This is a genomic window from Micromonospora sp. CA-246542 (assembly GCF_050942905.1).
Taxonomy (GTDB): Bacteria; Actinomycetota; Actinomycetes; order Mycobacteriales; family Micromonosporaceae; genus Micromonospora.
The window spans coordinates 5482495-5500056 of record NZ_CP192040.1; the positions used below are offsets into that span (position 1 = coordinate 5482495).

Below are 17562 nucleotides of genomic sequence, written 5' to 3' on the forward strand. Positions count from 1 at the left end.
GCTGGTGGCATGAGTGATCCGAACGGGCTGATCCAACCCGGGCACCCCGCCCCCGGCTTCACCCTGGCAAGCACTCCGGACGGGCGTCAGACCGGCCCCGAGCAGTTCCGGGGTCGCCCGGTCGTCCTGGCCTTCTATCCCGCCGACTGGAGCCCCGTCTGCGGTGACCAGATGTCGCTCTACCAGGCGGCGGCGCCGGTGTTCGAGCAGTACCAGGCCATGGTGCTGGGCATCTCGGTGGACAGCATCTGGTCGCACCGGGCGTTCGCCGAGAACCAGGGCATCACCTTCCCGCTGCTGTCCGACTTCGAGCCCAAGGGTGAGGTGTCCCGCCGGTACGGCGCGTACACCTCGCGGGGTGAGTCGGCCCGCGCGCTGGTGGTGCTCGACCAGGCCGGGACGGTGGCGTGGAGCTACCTGTCGGCCCCCGACGTCAACCCGGGCGCGGACGGGATCTTCGACGCGCTGGACAACCTGACCAACGAGCGGAAGGTGATGGCCCGATGACCACGCCACTGCAGGTCACCGCGCGGCTGCGCGAGCCGCTGACCGTCGAGGACCATGTCCGCGGGCCGTCCGACGCCGCGGTGACAATCATCGAGTACGGGGACTTCCAGTGCCGGTTCTGCGGCGCCGCGTACCCGAACCTGCACGAGCTGCTGCGCCAGCGCGCCGACACGGTACGGCTGGTCTACCGCTACTTCCCGATCGCCAACGTCCACCCGTACGCCGAGCGGGCCGCCGAGACGGCGGAGGCCGCCGCGGCGCGTGGCAAGTTCTGGGAGATGCACGACTGGCTGTACGAGCACCAGGACCAGTTGGACCCTGTGCACCTCTCGCTCGGCGTCGAGCAGCTCGGGCTGCCGACGGACGAGGTGAACGGCGAGGTGGACCGCCGGACGTACGCCGACCGCGTACGTCGGGACTTCGTGGGCGGGATCCGCAGCGGGGTCAACGGCACACCGACCCTCTTCGTCAACGACGTCCGGCACGACGGCGGGTACGACCTGCCCGACCTGCTGGCCGCCGTGGACGCTGCGGCGAACGCCTGACGGCCGTCGGTTGATCCGGGCGGCGAACCGCCGCTCAGATCAGCCGCAGCTCGCGCGCCCGCCGGACCGCCTCGCGCCGGCGGGTCGCGCCGAGTTTGCGGTAGATGTTGCGCACGTGCGTCTTGACCGTGTTGACCGACAGCGACAGCTCGCCGGCGATCTCCACGTTGGACAGGATGCTCTGCAGGTACCGCAGGATGGTCAGCTCCCGCTCGGTGAGCGGCTCGTCGAGCGGGCCGCTCGGCTCGACCGCCGCTCGGGGCGTGCCCTCCTCGACGCCCCGGACCAGGTCACCGACCAGCGGGAAGTGCGCGGTACCCGCGTCGAGGTGGGCGGCCAGCAGGTCCCGGACCGACGGTTGCGCCCGGGTGAACGCCCGACGGGAGCCCTGCGGACCCGCCAGGTCGAGCACCTGTTCGAGGACCCGCCCGGCCCGTCGTCCGTCCCCGGCCCGTTCGGCGAGCACCGCCTCCAGGAGGCCGGCGTCCAGGCGTACCGACAGGGGCCAGGCCGCGGCCGGCGGCCCCTGCCAGTCCGGTAGGGCCCGCCCGGCGGCGCCGAGGTCGCCGGCCCGCAGCTCGACCCGGGCCAGGGCCACGTCGAGCGCCGGGGTGGCCGGGTCGCCGGTGACGTCCGCGAGCAGGCCCCGGGCGGCGTCCAGGTCGCCCCGCTCGGCGCGGGCGTCGGCCTCGGCGGCCCGGAGCAGACTCGACAGTTCGGCGGCGGCCGGCTCGTCGGGCAGTGCCTCGCGCGCGCCCACGAGCAGCCGCTGAGCGGCGGCCGGGTCACCGGCGTCCCGGGCCAGACCCGCACGGCACAGCGCCAGGACCGCCGCCGCCACCGGCTCGTCGCCGGGCGCGTCGGTGGCCGGTGCGGCCAGCGCGAGGTTCGCGGCGACCTCCTCGGGCTGGTCACGGTGCAGGGCCACCACCGCCAGGGCCAGGTACGCGTAGCCGCAGTCGAGCCGGCAGGACCAGCCCCGGCAGGGCGGCATGCCCAGCGCGTCGTGGGCCGCCTGCTCCGCCGCACGCAGGTCACCGCGCACGGCGAGCAGCAGCGCGGTGCGGCTGGCGGCGACCAGCTCGGTACGCGGCCGGCCGGCCTCCGGGCCGCCGCCCGGGCCCGGACGAACCGTGCGTCGGGCAGCCCGCCGGCGGACATCCCGACCAGGCCCAGCGCGGTCCCGGTGAACGCCCGCAGGTCGGCGTCCCCGGGCCGCGAGGAGTCGCTCAGTGGCCCGGCGGGCGGACCGTCGGGTGAGCCGGCGGTCGGTGCGGCGGTCGGGCGGATGCGCAGCAGTCGCGCTGCGGCCGCACGGGTCTGCGGCAGGTCACCGGCGAGCCGGGCCAGGGTCAGCTCCAGCGCGGTCGCCAACCGCAGGAACCGGTCCCGCCGTGGCGTCGGCAGCGCCTCCGCGTACGACGCGGCGGTGCGCAGGTGCCCGGTGGCGGCGCTCAGGTCGCCGGCGTACGCCCGCTCGGCGGCACTGGCCAGGGCCACCTCCGGATCGGCCTCGACCGCCTCCGGGGCGGCGACGGCGGCGGCGGGCCACCGACCGGATCGTGGTCGTAGCGGGTCAGCTCCGGCCAGTTCGCGACGAACAGCTCGGCGGCCAGGTCCCAGCGGCCGGCGGCGAGGGCGTGCCGGAGCCCGTCGGCGGGTCGGCCCGCGCCGGCGTACCAGTCGGACGCCCGCGCGTGTAGCTCGCGCACCTCGTCGCCGGGCAACCGGGCCAGCTCGGCGCGGAGCAGGTCGGCGAGCAGCGGGTCGCAGCGGTACCAGGGTGGTCGGCTGTCCTCCCGGCGTAACGGGCCGCCGGCCCCGGCCAGGTCGGCCAGCGCCTGCTCGGCGTCCGCGCGGCCGGTCAACGCCTCGGCCAGGTCGGCGCAGACGCTCTCGGCGAGGGCCGTACGACGCAGCAGGTCCTGATCGGCCGGGTCGATCGCGGTCAGCACCTCCTCGCGCAGGTAGCCGGCGATCTCCGGCTGGTCGCCGTCGAACTGCCCCACCCACCGTTCCGGGTCGGGCTGGCCGCGCAACGCCAGCGCGGCGATCCGCAACGCGGCCGGCCAGCCTCCGGTGCGCTCACGAAGCCGGTGTACGGCGGCGGCCGGCAGCGGCGCGGCGTGCGCGGTCAGCAGGTCGGCCACCTCGTCGTCGGTGAAGGCCAGCTCGTCCGTGCCGACCTCGGTCAGCTCGCCGGCGAGGCGGAGGCGGTGCAGGGCCAGTGGCAGCCCGGCCCGCGCGCCGACGACCAGACGCAGTCGCTGCTCGGAGTGCCGCAGCAGGAACTCCAACCCGCTCAGCGCGGCCGGGTCGGTGATGCGGTGCAGGTCGTCCAGGACCAGCAGTACGGGCCGCTCGGCGGCGGCCAGCCCGGCCGCCAGCAGCTCCAGCTGGTCGGGGCGCGGCGGGCCGGTCGGCAGGGGCGCGACCAGGTCGTCGTCCGCCGCGCCGGTGGCCGTGCCCAGGGCCGCCGCCAGGTACGCCCACAGCCGGTCGCCGTCGTCGCCGACCTCCACCGAGACCCACGCCGGCGCTGACGCGTCCTCCGGTTCGGTCAGCCGTACCCAGGAGGCGAGCAGGGTCGTCTTGCCCCACCCGGCGGGCGCGACAACCAGGGTGACCGGCCCGGCGCTGCCCTCGTCGAGGAGGCGCAGCAGGCGCGGCCGGGCCACCACCGGCTCAGGCGGCACGGTCGGCGTCAGCCGCGACGACAGCAGCGGCCGCCGCTCCCCGGCCGCACCGCCGCCGTGCCGACCCGCCCGGAATCCTGCTGTTCCGGCACCCGGCTCCCACCCCCACCACCCGCGTTCCGCCCCCGGTCGGCGAGCGGTTACCCGGCGGGGACCGGTTCACCCCTTCCGGGCGAGCCCGCTTCACCCGGGCCCGACCGACGATCGGGGGACGTGGACCGGGAGGACCGATGGGACGCAGGAGACGGCTGGTACGGGCGGGATCGGCCCTCGGCGGCGGCGCGTTGGCCGGGGCGGCCCGGCTGCTGCGCGTACCCCGGTGGCGCGGCCGGTCCGGCGCGGACCGCGACCTCACCTCGGCCGGGTGGGAGGTCGTGACCGTGGATCGGGCCCCGGGGCAGGTGCTTCCCGACGGCCGGTGGCCGGAGCCGTTGCGCCGCCTGGACGGCGTGGTGGAGGTGCGGGTACGACCGGCGCCGGGAGACCGGGGCACCGAGCTGGCCGCCCGGCCACTGGCCCGTGCCGCCGCGACGGCCGGCCTCGCCGCCCACCTCGTCGGCGACGATGCGCGTCTGCTGGTCCGGCGGACCCTGCGCCAGGTGAAGCAGCGCGCCGAGGCCGGCGAGGTGCTGCGCGCGGACCGTTCGGCGCTGGACCGCCCGAGGGTCCCCGGGTGAGGGCGCTGTGCTGGGTGGCCGCCGACGAGCTGGCGGTACGCGAGGTGCCCGACCCGGAGTTGCGCAACGAGCGGGACGTCATCCTCCGCGTCCGCCGCAGCGCCACCTGTGGCGGTGACCTGCCCCTGCTGGCGGGACGGGACCCGCTGCTGCGCGCCGGTGACGTGCTGGGGGCCGAGTTCGTGGGCGAGGTGGTCGAGGCCGGGCCGGCGATCCGGCGGCACCGGATCGGCGACCGGGTGGTGGTCGGCGCGGGCGTGGCGTGCGGTGGCTGCTGGTACTGCCGCCAGGGCCGGCACTCGTGCTGCGACAACGCCGGCGTCGACGTGCCGAGCGTCGATCCGGGCTGGGAACGTGCGGACGCCGGCTGCTTCGGTCGGCCCCGGGCGGCGGGCGGCTTCGCCGGTGGGCACGCCGAGTACGTGCGGGTGCCGTACGCCGACGTCGGCGCGTTCCGGGTGCCGGACGCGGTCGACGACGACCGGGCGCTCTTCGCCGCCGACGTGGCGCCGACCGGTTGGCTCGCGGCCGAACTGGGCGAGGTGCGACCCGGCGACGTGGTGGCCGTCTGGGGAGCCGGCGCGGTGGGCCAGTTGGCCGCCCATGCCGCCGTGCTGCGGGGCGCGGCCCAGGTGCTCGTCGTCGACCGGTACGAGGAGCGACTGCGGATGGCCGAACGGCACGCCGGGGCGGAGCCGCTGGACTACCGCCGGGCCGATGTGACGGCCGAGCTGCGCGAGCGCAGCGGTGGGCGGGGCCCGGACGTGTGCGTGGTCGCCGCCGGTCCGCCGCCACCCCGCTCGGTCGTCGACCGGTTGGCCGGCGGCGGCCGGCCGGACCCGGTACGCGAGGCGGTGCACGCCTGCCGCAAGGACGGCGTGGTGGTGGTGCTCGGCGGCACGCACGGGTCCGTCGACGGGTTCGCCCTGGGCACGGTCACCGACAAGCGGCTCACGGTGCGCGGGGCCCGCCGGCCGGACCTGCGGGACGTACCGATGCTGCTGCACCGGATGGCCCGCGACGAACTGCGGACCGAGCACCTGGCCACCCACCGGTTGCCGCTCGCGGACGGCCCCTCGGGGTACGCGCTGTTCGCCGACCGCGCCGACGGCTGCGTCCGGGTCGTGTTCACGCCGTGACCCGCCCTCGCCGGATCGGCGCGCGACGATGACCGGTGGCAGACTCGGAGGATGACTGGCGAGCGGGCGTACGACGTGGTGCTGTTCGGCGCGACCGGCTTCACGGGCGGGCTGACGGCCGAGTACCTGGCCCGGCACGCGCCGCCCGGGTTGCGCTGGGCCCTGGCCGGGCGCGACCCCGGTCGCCTGGCCGCCGTGCGGGACCGGCTCGCCGCGATCGACCCCACGCTGGTCGACCTGCCGCTGCTGCACGCCGACGTGGGCGACGCCGGGTCGCTGCGGGTGGTGGCCGAGAGCGCCCGGGTGGTCGCCAGCACCGTCGGGCCGTACGTCCACCACGGCGAGCCGCTGGTCGCGGCCTGCGCCCGGGCCGGCACCGACTACCTGGACATCACCGGCGAGCCGGAGTTCGTCGACCTGATGTACGTCCGCCACCACGCCGAGGCGACCCGCACGGGCGCCCGCCTCGTGCACGCCTGCGGGTTCGACTCCGTCCCGCACGACCTGGGCGTCTGGTTCACCGTCAAGCACCTGCCGGCCGGTGAACCGATCACCGTCGACGGTTACGTGCGCGCGGGCGCCCGGTTCTCCGGTGGCACCTACCATTCCGCGCTCACCGCCTTCGCCCGGACCGGGGAGGCCAGCCGGGCCGCCCGGGCCCGCCGGGCGGTCGAGCCACGTCCCACCGACCGCCGGGTCCGCGCGGTACCCGGCCGGCTGGCCCGCTCGGCGGAGCTGGGCATCTGGACCGTGCCGCTGCCCACAATCGATCCGCAGGTCGTCCGCCGGTCGGCCGCGGCCCGCCCGGAGTACGGGCCGGACTTCCGCTACCGGCACTTCGCGGCGCTGAAGCGGCTGCCGACGGTGCTCGTCGGCGCGGTGGGGCTCGGCGCGCTGATCGGCCTGGTGAAGGTGCCGCCCACCCGGCGGTGGCTGCTCGGGCGGCTCGCCTCCGGGCAGGGGCCCAGCGCGCAGCAGCGGGCGTCGTCCTGGTTCCGGGTCCGGTTCGTCGGCACCGGGGGCGGACAGCGCGTGGTCACCGAGGTCGCGGGCGGCGACCCGGGCTACGACGAGACGGCGAAGATGCTCGCCGAGTCGGCGCTGTGTCTGGCGCTCGACGACCTGCCGCCGATCGCCGGTCAGCTCACCCCGGTCACCGCGATGGGCGACGCGCTGCTCGACCGGCTGGTCCGCGCCGGACTCACCTTCCGGGTGCTGAAGCGGGACGAGGTCGCAGCGGGCTCGGCGGCGGCGGGAGCGACGCGCGACACGGCGGCGCGTGGGGCCGGGCCGGCCGCTTGACCCTCGACCAGGTCGAGGGGGCAGGATGCCCGACGTGGTGAGCGACCTGCACAGCATCGGCGAGTTGGCCCGGGCCAGCGGCCTGACCGTCAGCGCGCTGCGCTTCTACGACTCGGCGGGCGTGCTGACGCCGGCCCTGGTCGACCCGGTGACCGGCTACCGCTGGTACACCGACGCGCAGGTCGCCCCGGCCCGGCTGGTCGCCGGGCTGCGCCGGGTCGGTATGCCGGTGCCCGACATCGCCGCCGCCGTCCGCGCCGAGCCGGCCGAGGTGCACCGGCTGCTCGACGCGCACCTGCTCCGGCTGAGCGACGGGCTCGCCGACGCACGCCGTGAGATCACGCGGCTGCGTACCCTGGTCGATCCGGGCCCGGCCGTGGTGACCACGCTGCTGCTCTCCCCCGCCGAGTTCGCCGCCGCGCTCGACGCGGTCCGCTTCGCCGTCGGCGTCGACCCGGAACTGCCGGCCCTGTCCGGGATGCTGCTCGACGTCGAGCCGGACGGGGTGCGGCTGGTCGCCACCGACCGGCACCGCCTCGCGCTGGCCCGGGCCGGGGCCGCTGTCGACGGGCCGCCCGTGCGGGTGCTGCTGCCGGTGGACCTCGTCGACCGCCTGCGCCGGCTGCTGGACACCGAGGACGGGCCGGTACGACTGACGGTGGCCGGGCCCGAGCTGCGGGTCATGGTGGCCGGCCGGACGCTCACGGGCGTCGCCCTGCCGTACGACTTCCCGGACTACCGGCGGCTGCTGCGCGAGGCGGTCGGCGCGCGGCCGGCCGCGTACCGCATCCCGGTGGACGTGGTGGCCCTGCGCGCCGCGCTGCGCGACCCGGCCGCACCCACCCTCGCCCGCGAGTACGCGGGAACGCCGCTGGCGGTCTCCGTCCTGGGCCTCGACGAGGCGGGTGGCCTGCGGCTGCTGCACCCCACCGAGCTGACCGGGCTGCCCGCCGCTCCGAACGGCGAGCTGCGGTTCGGGGTGAACGGCGCGTACCTGCTCGAGGCGCTGGACGCGGCCGGCGGCCCGCAACTGGTGCTGGAGCTGGACGGGCCGATCGCCCCGCTGGCCGTACGCCGCCCGGACGACGAGGACACGTTCTCCGTCCTGATGCCGATCCGGTTGTAGAAACCCCTCGCGCTCCCCGTAGTCGGGTGGAAACGTGCGCGACGGTAACATCTGATGGTTCACCAGTGAACCCCGGACGGAGGCGTACGGAGCAGCATGCTCGACATGGAGTTGATCCGGAAGGATCGCGAGGCGGTGGCGACCGCGCTGGCGAAGCGACTGGATCCCGCCGAGGTCACCCGATCCCTGGACGAGATCCAGCGGCTCGACCAGGAACGCCGCGCCCTGATCACGGAGATCGACGCCGAGCGGCAACGCCGCAAGGCCGAGGCCCGGGCGTACGCGCAGGCCAAGCGCGCCGGCACCGAGCCGCAGGTCTCCGCCCCCGAGGCGGAGCGCAAGCAGCTCGCCGACCTGGAGTCCCAGTTGGACGAGGTGCAGGCCCGGCTGCGCGACGCGATGAGCGAGCTGCCCAACCTGCCCGCCGACGACATCCTCCCCGGCGGCAAGGAGGCCAACCGGGTCGTCAAGACCTTCGGTGAGCCGCCGGTGATCGAGAAGGTCCGCGATCACGTGGAGCTGTCCCGGGCGCTCGGTCTGGTCGACTACGAGCGCGGCGTCAAGCTCGGCGGCTCCGGCTTCTGGATCTACACGGGGATCGGCGCCCGGCTGGAGTGGGCGCTGCTCAACTACTTCGTCGACCAGCACATCAAGGCCGGGTACGAGTTCCTGCTCCCGCCGCACCTGCTGCTCGACTCGGCCGGGTTCGCCGCCGGCCAGTTCCCCAAGTTCTACGACGACGTCTATCACCTGGACGCCGCCTCCGCGCCACGTGGACAGTTCCTGCTGCCCACCTCGGAGACGGCGATCCTGGGCGCGTACCAGGACGAGATCCTGGAGACCACGAAGCTGCCGTTGAAGGCGTTCGCGTACACGCCGTGCTACCGGCGGGAGTCGGCCGGGTCGCACTCGGACGAGCGCGGCACGGTGCGCGGGCACCAGTTCAACAAGGTGGAGATCTTCCAGTTCACCCTGCCCGAGCAGGCGGACGCGGCGTTGGAGGAGATGCTCGCCCACGCCGAGAGCCTGGTCGAGGGGCTGGGCCTGCACTACCAGCGCACGCTGCTCTCGGCCGGTGACGCCAGCGCCTCGATGAAGAAGACCCTCGACATCGAGGTGTGGATGCCGAGCACGGGCAAGTACAAGGAGGTCTCGTCGGTCTCCTGGGCCGGCGACTACCAGGCGCGTCGGGCGGCCATCCGCTACCGCGAGCCGGGTGGCAAGCAGACCCGCTTCGTGCACACCCTCAACGGCTCCGCCCTGGCCACGAGCCGCCTCTTCCCGGCCATCCTGGAGCAGTACCAGCAGGCCGACGGCAGCGTCCTGGTCCCCAAGGTCCTCCAGGACCGCCTGGGCACCGACCGGCTGACCCCCCTGCGCTGAGTCAGTCGACGGCGGGGCTGGTGCGATCCGCACCAGCCCCGCCGTCGTTTGTTCGAACTTTCAGGCGGCGAACACCTCCACGGAGGTCAGCCGGGCGTCACCGGGCCGCCAGTCGGCGACCGCGACTGCCACGTACCGCCCGGAGGACGTGGTCGTGACGGTGGTCTCGGGCTTCGGCTTCGGCACCGAGGCGACCGTCTCGTAGCCGAGTCCGTCGGCCGAGGTGGCCACGGTGATCGGCCGCCGCCGACCGGGAGTCCAGGTCAGGCGGACCGAGGCCAGTTCCCGCGACGATCCGAGGTCGATCACCATTCGGCCGTTCGGGCCGGGTTGCCAGGCGGTCCCCGGGTCGCCGTCGACGGCGGCCGACGGGTCGGTCATGCCGGCCGGCAGCGGTGACGTCGGGTAGGTCGTCCGAGACCGGGCCAGGTCGCTGGTCGGCGTCACCGTTCCACCCGCGAACGCGACGTCCCTGCTGTGTCCGGCGGGAACCGTCACCCGCTGGCGGGCGCCGCCGGCCGCGGACTCCACCTGCACCTTCACGATGTGCCCGGCGGGCGCGGTGACTCGGAGGTGATGTGAGTCGGTGACGTCGAACCGGGTACCGGCGGGAATCGCCTTCTCCGGCTGTGCCGCGGTCACGGTGAACCGGGTCGGCTCGACGCGTGCGGTCGCGGCGGCAAGGTCGACCTGGTAGGTCGTGGTCCCCGATCCGGTGACCTGGCTTCCGTGGTACAGCCGCAGCGTGGCGGGCTGCGCAAGCGTGACGGCCGCCGCCGTGATGGCGCTGTCGGACAGGTTGAACAGGCTCAGGTATCCGTCCGCGTCACTCACCCGCAACGCCTCCGGACCGCCACCGGGCAGGGTTCGGGACGCCGCGGCGGCCAGGGCCGGCCGGCTCGCGCCCGCGTACCCCTCGATGATCAGCCGAGTGCTGCCGGTGGCCGGCCCGCTGGACAGGGTGACGGTGGTGGCGGTCACGGTGATCGGGTTCTTCGCGTTGTGGACCACCAGACCCGCTCGTCCGTCGATGTCCAGCCAGGAGCCGGCGATGGTGGGGCTGTCCGGCACCACCGCCGCGTCGCTCCAGTCGGAGCCGTCGAGAGAGGTCTGGATGACGTAGCGGGTGCCGTACGCCGACTCCCAGTCCAGGCGTACGCCGCTGATGTCGATCGGCTCGCCGAGGTCGACGGCGACCCAACTGTCCGCGCGGGCGCGTTCCTCCCGGGCGACCGCCCAGCGGGTGCCGGGATTGCCGTCGGTGGCGCGCGCTGCGGGGTAGGCGGGGTCGGCGGACGAGGCCGTGGCGGTCCGGCCGGCGGCGCGGTCGACCCCACCGGCGTCGAGCACGGCGAAGGTGAACAGGGAGTAGCCGTACTGGGTGGCGGGGGATCGGCCGAGCATCCGCACGTGCCGGGCGGGACGAGACGCGAAGCTGATCTGGTCGGTTCCGCCGTCGCCGACGCCCGATTGTGCGGCCAGGGTGACGGACCCCTGTTCGCCGGTGAAGGTACGGGTGCCGGTGAGCCCGGGTACGCCGGGCATGTCCAGGTTGAACAGGGTGAGCGTGCCCTCGTCGGCACTGATGCCGGTGGTGGCGTACACGACCGTACCGGTGGGCAGCGTGGCGTACCCGGCGGTGCCGTCGGCGACGCGCAGAACCGTCGCCGTGGCGTCGACACCGTCCCGGGCCACGGTGTACGCGGCGGAGGTGCGGCCGAGGACCGGCGCGGACTGCCTCGGCAGCAGCGAGGCGGCCCGGGTGTCGAACAACCAGTTGTCGTGGGCGGGCGCCCACTGGAACGAGACGAATCCGGTCTTGCTGACCGCCGCGGCGAAGGCAGCCGGGGTCTGTTGGGCGGTCAGCCCAGCCTGCTCCCCGAAGTCGCGGGTGCCCGCCGCCGCCGTGAAGAACGTGGTGCTGGCGACCGGCTGGACCACGCCGCCGTTGGCCGCCCGCCAGGAGTGGAAGAGGTAACTGATCGCGATCTCGGCCCGGGCCTCGGGCTCGTACTTCGGCTCGCCGCTGAACTTGGTGAGCCGATTCTCGGGCGGGTAGTTCAGGTAGGGCATGAGCCGGTCGGCGAGGTCCGCCTCGGCCCGGGCGGCGTGCCGGTCGCCCTGTACCTGCGCGAGGAAGGCGAGCGGCAGGACATCACGGCCGTACAGGTGGTAGCGGTCCGCGACCATCGGCATGAAGGGCTCGCCGGCGTCGCTGGCGAGCAGCCGCATGGTCCGCCACAACTGGTCGCCGCTGGGCTGGCCGGTGAGTGCCTCCGGGAGCGGTTGGCCGGCGGTCAGGAAGTGCACCGCGGTACGACCCGCGGTGCGCCACAGTTCTTCCTGGTAGTGCGGGCCGAAGGAGTTGTGGTTCTCGACGAGGAACGTGTCGTGGATGTTGTGGGCGGTGTTCCAGTCCGCGATGGCCCGCCCGTCGACGACGGCGGGGTTGGCGCGGTCGGCTGCCGGTAGTCCACTCGCGTTGAGCGTCCACATCGAGAACCGCTCGCGCCACGCCGCGGCGGCGGGGTCGTCCGACGCCCAGGCCAGGCCGGGCGCGATCGCCTGGGCGTAGACCCCCATCTCCTCGAGCTTGGTGTCACCGATCCAGCCACCGGTGCGGCCGTTCGGCGTCCAACTGCCGCTCAGCGGGTCGTTACCGGTGCCGAGGGAGTGGGCGTACGCGGCCTGCCCACGGGCGATGCGGTCGACGTTGTTGCGGGTCACCTCGTCCAGGTCGGACCAGAGCAGTCGGGCGGCCAGGACGAAGTACAGCTCGAAGGTGCTGTCCCAGAACAGCTGTCGTCCCCACTCAGTACCACCGGCGAGCCGGTTGGTGGCCGCGAACCGGCGGATGGTGGCGATGGTACGGGCGTGCAGCGTGTCCCGGTCGACGCCGGTCACCGCCGGGTCGTACCCGGGCGAGATGAGCAGGACCGCGTTACCGAGCACGACCGCGAACCGGAAGTCCGCGAGGCGGTACGCGTTGATCGCCGGATCCCACTGCTCCTCGGCCCATCGGGTGTGGGCGAGCAGTAGCGCGTGGTAGGTGTGGGCGACCGGGCCGGTGGCCGCAGCCGGTGGCGTGGCGGCGGCCGACGCGGCCTGGGCGGCGGCGGGTCGGGCGGTGGCGAGTCCAGCGCCGATGGCGCCGCCGAGGATGAGCAGCCGCCGCCTGCTCAGCTCGAATTCGGAGATACGCATGGTGGTCCTTCGGTGGTGACAACGTTGTCAGCCAGGCTCCGGTGATCATCCCCAGATGTCAAGACCCACATCACCGCCTCAGGCCTCCCCCGCGCCAGACCAGCTCACCCCGCCGATCTTGCACTTTCTGTCGTCTCGATGCCCCGATCCGCGTCTTTTGGGGCGACAGAAAGTGCAAGATCGCGGGCATGACGGCGGGAGCGTGCGCTGTGGGCTGCCAGGATGAGCAGCGCTGCCAGGGTGGCCAGGAGCACGGCCGGGCCGGCCCGGTCCACAGTGTCGGCCAGGGTGCGTTGGAGCTGGGCGGCTGCCTGGATGACCGGATCTCGCAGGGCTTCTCGCCGGCCGGCGACCAGCCGTAGCTCGTACCAGCCGTACCACGCGACGTAGCCGCCCGCCAGCAGCAGCACCAGGCCGCTGAGCCGGGGCACCAGCGCGCCGGCGACGCGCAGCCGGGCCACCAGCGAATCGCGCAGCAGCGCCACACCGACCGCGGCGACCGCGACCACCAGGCCCATCCCGAGGGCGTACGCGCCGAACAGCGCCAGCCCACGCCCGGTCGAGCCGGCCTGGAGGCTCGTCACCACGATGGCCAGAAAGGGCGCGATGGCGCACCCCAGCGAGGCCAGCGCGTACGCCGCCCCGAACAGCGCCATCGACGGCCACGACCTGGTCAGCCGGGGCGCCCGGGCGGTCCAGCCCGGCGCGGGCAGTCGTCGGCCGGCGAGCAGCCAGCAACCGGCCGCGACCAGCAGCACCCCGAGCACCACCGTCAGCCACGGCAGCCGGGGCCGCAGCCAGCCGGCCAGCGGCGCGAGCGCCAACCCGAAGGCGCCGAAGACCGCCACGTACCCCAGGGTGAGCCCGGCCGCCGCGGTGAGCGCGCGGCCGACCGCGCCGCGGACGTCCGACGCTCCGGCGACCAGCAGTGAGAGGTACGCGGGCAGCAACGCGAAACCGCACGGGTTGACCGCGCCGAGCATGCCGGCGGTCAGCGCGAGCAGCAGCGGGCCGGTCACGCCCCGGCCAGCGCGGTAACCCGGGCGGTGAGTGACTCACCGTCAAGGAAGCCCTGGTGGACGACCTTGCCGTCCCGGTCGATGATCACGAAGATGCTCTGTTCGGTGACCTTGAACCGCTTCCAGAGCACGCCCTTGCGGTCGTCGATCTGGGGCATGTCGCCGAGGTCGAACTCGGTGACGAAGTTCTTCATGTCGCGCTGCTCGCCCAGCCCGGCGACGCCGACGATCGGCACGGTTTCCCGGTACTTCGGGGCGATCTCGGCCACCGTCCAGGCCTGGCTGGCGCAGGTGGCGCACCACGGCGCCCAGAACCAGAGCACCACCGGCCGGCCGGCCAGGCGCGTCCCGTCGAAGGCGCCGCCGGCGAGGGTCGTGCCGGTGAAGCGCAGGGTGTCCGGGACCGGGGCCGCCGGGGCCGACGACGCCCCGGCCGAGGGGGCAGCCGAGGGGGTCGGGGAGCTGGTCGGGGCCGGCGTGGTCCCGGCGGCGGCAGCGTCGGGCGGCACCGTGCCGGTGCAGGCCGTCGTGGTGAGCAGGGCGGCGACGAGTACTGCTGCCGCCGTCGGCCCGATCCGCTTGTGCATCCGTGCTCCTCCACAGTCGTAAGGAAGGGCCCCTTCCTATACACGAGGCGTTAAAAAGGTGCCCTTCCTTATTCGGCCTTGGCGAGGCGCAGGGCGAGTTCCGGGCAGACCTTGACCGCCTTGAGGGCACCCTCGCGCAGCCAGGTCGGCACGGGCGTGGCGGGGAAGGCGGGGTAGCCGTTGGCGTCGAGCCGGATGAAGTCCGGCACCACGTGCGCGCAGAGGCCGTGCCCGTCACAGCGGGACCAGTCCAGGGTGAGCTTCTGCGGGTTCGGGTCGGGTGCGCCGGGCAGCCCCATGACGCCCTTGACCCGCCGACCGCAGCCATCGCCGGTGCTGTGCAACCGCAGGTCCTCGGCGAAGACCTCGATCGCCGAGAGCGCGAACCGGGCCGTACCGTCGGGGTGGCTGCACGCGCCCCGGCCCTTGACCTCGCCCGCGGCGGCGCGGACGACGTCGGCCGGTTGGCTGCCGGCCACGGCCAGGTCGACCGCGCGGGCCAGGTCCGGCAGGCCCATCTTGCACGGGCCGCACTGGCCGGCGGACTCGCCGGCCAGGTAGCGCACCACCTGCGCGGCCTCCCCGAGCGGGCAGGTGTCCACCCCGATCGGAATGATGATGCCCGCGCCCAGGGTGCCGCCGACCGCGGCGAGGCCCTTGCGGGAGACCTCGGCCTTCTCGGCCGCCTCGGCGGTGATCCACTTGCCGTGGTAGCCGCCCATCAGAATGCCCTGTACGTCCGGGACCTCGCACAGGTCGAGGACGTCACGCAGTGGCATGCCGGCGGTGCACTCCACCACGGCCGGCCGGGCCGCCGCGCCGGTCACCGTGAGCAGCACGGTGCCCGGCTCGTCGTCGGTGCCGAGGGCCGCGTACTCGTACGGGCCGAGTCGCGCGCCGACCGCGAGCTGTGCGTACGTCTCGGCGTTGGACAACAGGGTGGGCAGGCCACTGACCCCGGAGTCGCTGGAGCGCTTCTTGGTGCCGGGCGGTATGTGCGGCAGCCCGTTGATCCCGTTGACCAGGGCGCCACCCTCGCCGGAGATGAACCGGTGCGGCACGGTGACGATGGTGGTCGGCACCGGCATCCGGCGCTCGTCGAGGGCCTCCATCAGCGAGTCCCGGCCGACCCCGTCGTCCGCCACACCGATCACGATCTCGTCGGCGTCCAGCGCGTACGCGGCCAGCGCCGCCCCGTCGAGGACCAGGTGCGGGGCGCGGGTCAGCAGTACCTTGTCCTTCCAGCTCGCCGGCTCGCCCTCGGTGGCGTTCACCACCACCACCGCAGAGAGGTCCTGCCGCTCGCACGACTCCAGCACGGCGCGCATCTTGCGGGCGAACGGGAAGCCCGCGCCGCCCTTGCCCTTGAGCTGCATGCCCTCGGCGAGCCGGAGCAGCTGCGCCGGCTCCATCGGGCCGATCGGTCCGTGCACCTCCTCGTGCGCGGCCAGGTCGAGGCGTCCGAACTCGGCGAACCCGGCGGTGAGTCGAGGCTCACCGACGCAGGCCACCGGGGGGACGGTCGTCCGCATCACTTCGCCTCACCCCGCAGTCCGGCCCAGTACGCCCCGTCCACGGCGTCCGCGCTGGCCTTGCGGCGCTTGGCGGACCGGCCCTCGGCCCGCCGCGCGCGACGAGATGCCAGGTCGACAAGGGTCGGAGTGTCGTCGACGGGCGGCGGGACCTCGTCGGGGACGTACCGGGCCGGCGGGCGCCAGTAGTCCGGCTCCTCCGGCAGGTCGTCCTCCGCGCTGTGCCGGCCGCTGCCGCTGCGCGGCGCCGCCGAGATCGGACCGGCCGAGATCGGGCTGCTCGAGATCGGGCCGGCCGAGATCGGCTCGACCGAGACCGGACCTGCCGAGATCGGCTCGGCGGCCTGCCAGCGGCGCGGGCTGTCCCACGGCTCCTCCGGCTCGTCCACGGCCCGGCGGGGCGGGGCCGAGTACCGGGTGCCCTCGTCCTCGGTGCGGGACCGTCGTCCGCTCCGCTCGGCCGCCGGCTCCTCGGCGCGCCGCCGCCGGGTGGGGGCGGTCTCCTCGTCCCGGTCGCGGCTGCGCGACGCGCGCCGCCGGGTCACGGGCTCCATCTCCTCCTCGTCGCTGCGGCGGGCGGAGCGGCGGGTCGCCGTCGTCTCCATCTCTTCGCGGCGGTCCTGCCGGGCGGCGGGCTCCTCGTCGCGGCGACGGCGACTCGACCGGACCGGCTCGACCAGCGAACCGGGCTCGGGCACCACCGGAACGGTGAACCGCTCGGGGTCCCGCCGCCGCGGACCGGTCGGCGCCGTCCACGTGGCGGTGGTGGCCTCCGCCCAGGCCGGACGCTTGTCCTCGCTCTTCTCGCGGCGGCGACCCAGGCCGGCCAGCAGCGAGCGTCCACGGCCCTCGTCGGTGGCCCTCCCGGCCATCGCCGCGTTGCGCACGGCGGCCTGCTGCTGCTCGCGACTGCGCCGGCCGATGGTGACCGAGAGCCGCACCAGCAGCGCCAACACGACGAGCAGGACGCACGCGAAGTAGCTGAGGACCACCCAGGACGCCGCAGCCCGACCGGCGTTGAGGCCGTGGAAGATCGCGAACGGCCAGGCGAGGTAGGCGGCGGAGTGCAGCGTGCGCCACAGCCACTTTGGACCGACGCCGGCGAAGCGGGCCCGGATGATGCCGGTCCAGATCACGCTGACCATGAGCAGGGCGGCCACGGTGCCGAGGCCGACGTAGAGCCCTCGGCCGCCGATGAACGGCACGAGTGAGTCGGTCGGCGCGGCCCGACCCGTGGCGATCTTGGTGAGCACGTGGAAGACCAGTCCGGCCGTGCCCAGGACGCCGGTGGCGCGGTGCGCGGACTGCATCAGCACCCGGTGCGAGATGTTCAGCACCAGCCGGTCGGTGGCGAGCAGTCCCAGCATCACGGTGAGACTCAGCGACACCAGGGCGATCACGCCGGCGAAGAACTCGGTGAAGAAGAAGCCGTACGCGTACGCCATCTGACCGGCGCCGGTCAGCATGGTCGCCGCCCAGAACGCGGCGAGCAACGAGGCGATCAGCATCATCGTCGCCGAGCGGGACCGCGTCCGCACCCCCCGACTGCTGGTGCTGGTCCGGACCTCGGTGGCCTTCTGGTTCTGCTTTGCCCGGGCCATCTGCTCCTCGATCGTCTCGCGGCGGCGTACCACCGGCCGACCCCTGCTCCCCCATCCAGTACGGACCGGCGGCGCGCGCGGATCATCCGGGGGCGAAAAATTCTGGGCCGCCATCGAACCAAGTGACGTCGCGGTGCGTTGTGCACGCTTCCCGGCGCGTGACAGGCAGTGACGCAGGTCCATGCATTGACAGTCCTTGCAACACGCTTGTAACCTTTCGGCAAATTTTCAGCACGGATTGCAA

General features: G+C 74.3%; 12 protein-coding genes and 1 pseudogene. 7 read left to right on the forward strand and 6 right to left on the reverse strand.

Translation table 11 applies throughout. From position 1 onward, the window contains the following. The first annotated feature begins 9 nt into the window (after positions 1–9). Both ACQP0N_RS25325 and ACQP0N_RS25330 read left to right on the forward strand, forming a co-directional pair. The gene (locus tag ACQP0N_RS25325; RefSeq protein WP_355051379.1) at positions 10–507 is read left to right on the forward strand and encodes a redoxin domain-containing protein; all 498 of its coding nucleotides are present in this window, start codon (positions 10–12) and stop codon (positions 505–507) included. After that, positions 504–1052 carry a DsbA family protein gene (locus tag ACQP0N_RS25330; RefSeq protein WP_355051378.1) on the forward strand — a complete coding sequence of 183 codons (549 nt, stop codon included), beginning with the start codon at positions 504–506 and terminating at the stop codon, positions 1050–1052. Before ACQP0N_RS25325 ends, ACQP0N_RS25330 begins: the two co-directional genes overlap by 4 nt. A gap of 34 nt (positions 1053–1086) precedes the next feature. On the opposite strand, the pseudogene ACQP0N_RS25335 reads toward ACQP0N_RS25330, so the two are convergent. After that, positions 1087–3824, reverse strand: a pseudogene (locus tag ACQP0N_RS25335) (LuxR C-terminal-related transcriptional regulator). A gap of 154 nt (positions 3825–3978) precedes the next feature. On the opposite strand from ACQP0N_RS25335, the gene ACQP0N_RS25340 reads away from it, so the two are divergent. The 5 genes from ACQP0N_RS25340 to serS all read left to right on the forward strand — a co-directional run bounded on the left by ACQP0N_RS25340 (position 3979) and on the right by serS (position 9375). Beyond that, entirely contained in the window at positions 3979–4425 is a 447-nt protein-coding gene (locus ACQP0N_RS25340) for a hypothetical protein (RefSeq protein WP_433114632.1), read from the forward strand. Continuing rightward, positions 4422–5564, forward strand: a complete 1143-nt coding sequence (locus ACQP0N_RS25345; RefSeq protein WP_433114634.1) for an alcohol dehydrogenase catalytic domain-containing protein — start codon at positions 4422–4424, stop codon at positions 5562–5564. Before ACQP0N_RS25340 ends, ACQP0N_RS25345 begins: the two co-directional genes overlap by 4 nt. A gap of 51 nt (positions 5565–5615) precedes the next feature. Then, complete coding sequence (locus ACQP0N_RS25350; protein ID WP_433114636.1) at positions 5616–6866, forward strand: saccharopine dehydrogenase family protein; 1251 nt, start codon at positions 5616–5618, stop codon at positions 6864–6866. Between the two features lie 25 nt (positions 6867–6891). Then, complete coding sequence (locus ACQP0N_RS25355) at positions 6892–7992, forward strand: MerR family transcriptional regulator (protein ID WP_433114637.1); 1101 nt, start codon at positions 6892–6894, stop codon at positions 7990–7992. Positions 7993–8088: 96 nt separating this feature from the next. Then, positions 8089–9375 (forward strand): serine--tRNA ligase, encoded by a 1287-nt coding sequence (serS, locus tag ACQP0N_RS25360; RefSeq protein WP_433114639.1) that lies wholly within the window; start codon positions 8089–8091, stop codon positions 9373–9375. 60 nt (positions 9376–9435) lie between these two features. Here serS and ACQP0N_RS25365 read toward each other — a convergent pair whose 3' ends face one another. From ACQP0N_RS25365 to ACQP0N_RS25385, 5 genes are all read right to left on the reverse strand, one after another. Further along, positions 9436–12579 carry a discoidin domain-containing protein gene (locus ACQP0N_RS25365; protein ID WP_433114641.1) on the reverse strand — a complete coding sequence of 1048 codons (3144 nt, stop codon included), beginning with the start codon at positions 12577–12579 and terminating at the stop codon, positions 9436–9438. Positions 12580–12683: 104 nt separating this feature from the next. Then, positions 12684–13598 (reverse strand): cytochrome c biogenesis CcdA family protein, encoded by a 915-nt coding sequence (locus ACQP0N_RS25370; RefSeq protein WP_433114643.1) that lies wholly within the window; start codon positions 13596–13598, stop codon positions 12684–12686. Then, positions 13595–14185 (reverse strand): thioredoxin-like domain-containing protein, encoded by a 591-nt coding sequence (locus tag ACQP0N_RS25375; protein ID WP_433114645.1) that lies wholly within the window; start codon positions 14183–14185, stop codon positions 13595–13597. Before ACQP0N_RS25375 ends, ACQP0N_RS25370 begins: the two co-directional genes overlap by 4 nt. 68 nt (positions 14186–14253) lie before the next feature. Further along, on the reverse strand, positions 14254–15720 hold the full coding sequence (locus ACQP0N_RS25380; protein WP_433114647.1) for an NADH-ubiquinone oxidoreductase-F iron-sulfur binding region domain-containing protein: 1467 nt from the start codon (positions 15718–15720) through the stop codon (positions 14254–14256). Continuing rightward, positions 15717–17351 (reverse strand): hypothetical protein, encoded by a 1635-nt coding sequence (locus ACQP0N_RS25385; protein WP_433114649.1) that lies wholly within the window; start codon positions 17349–17351, stop codon positions 15717–15719. Before ACQP0N_RS25385 ends, ACQP0N_RS25380 begins: the two co-directional genes overlap by 4 nt. Positions 17352–17562: the final 211 nt, after the last annotated feature.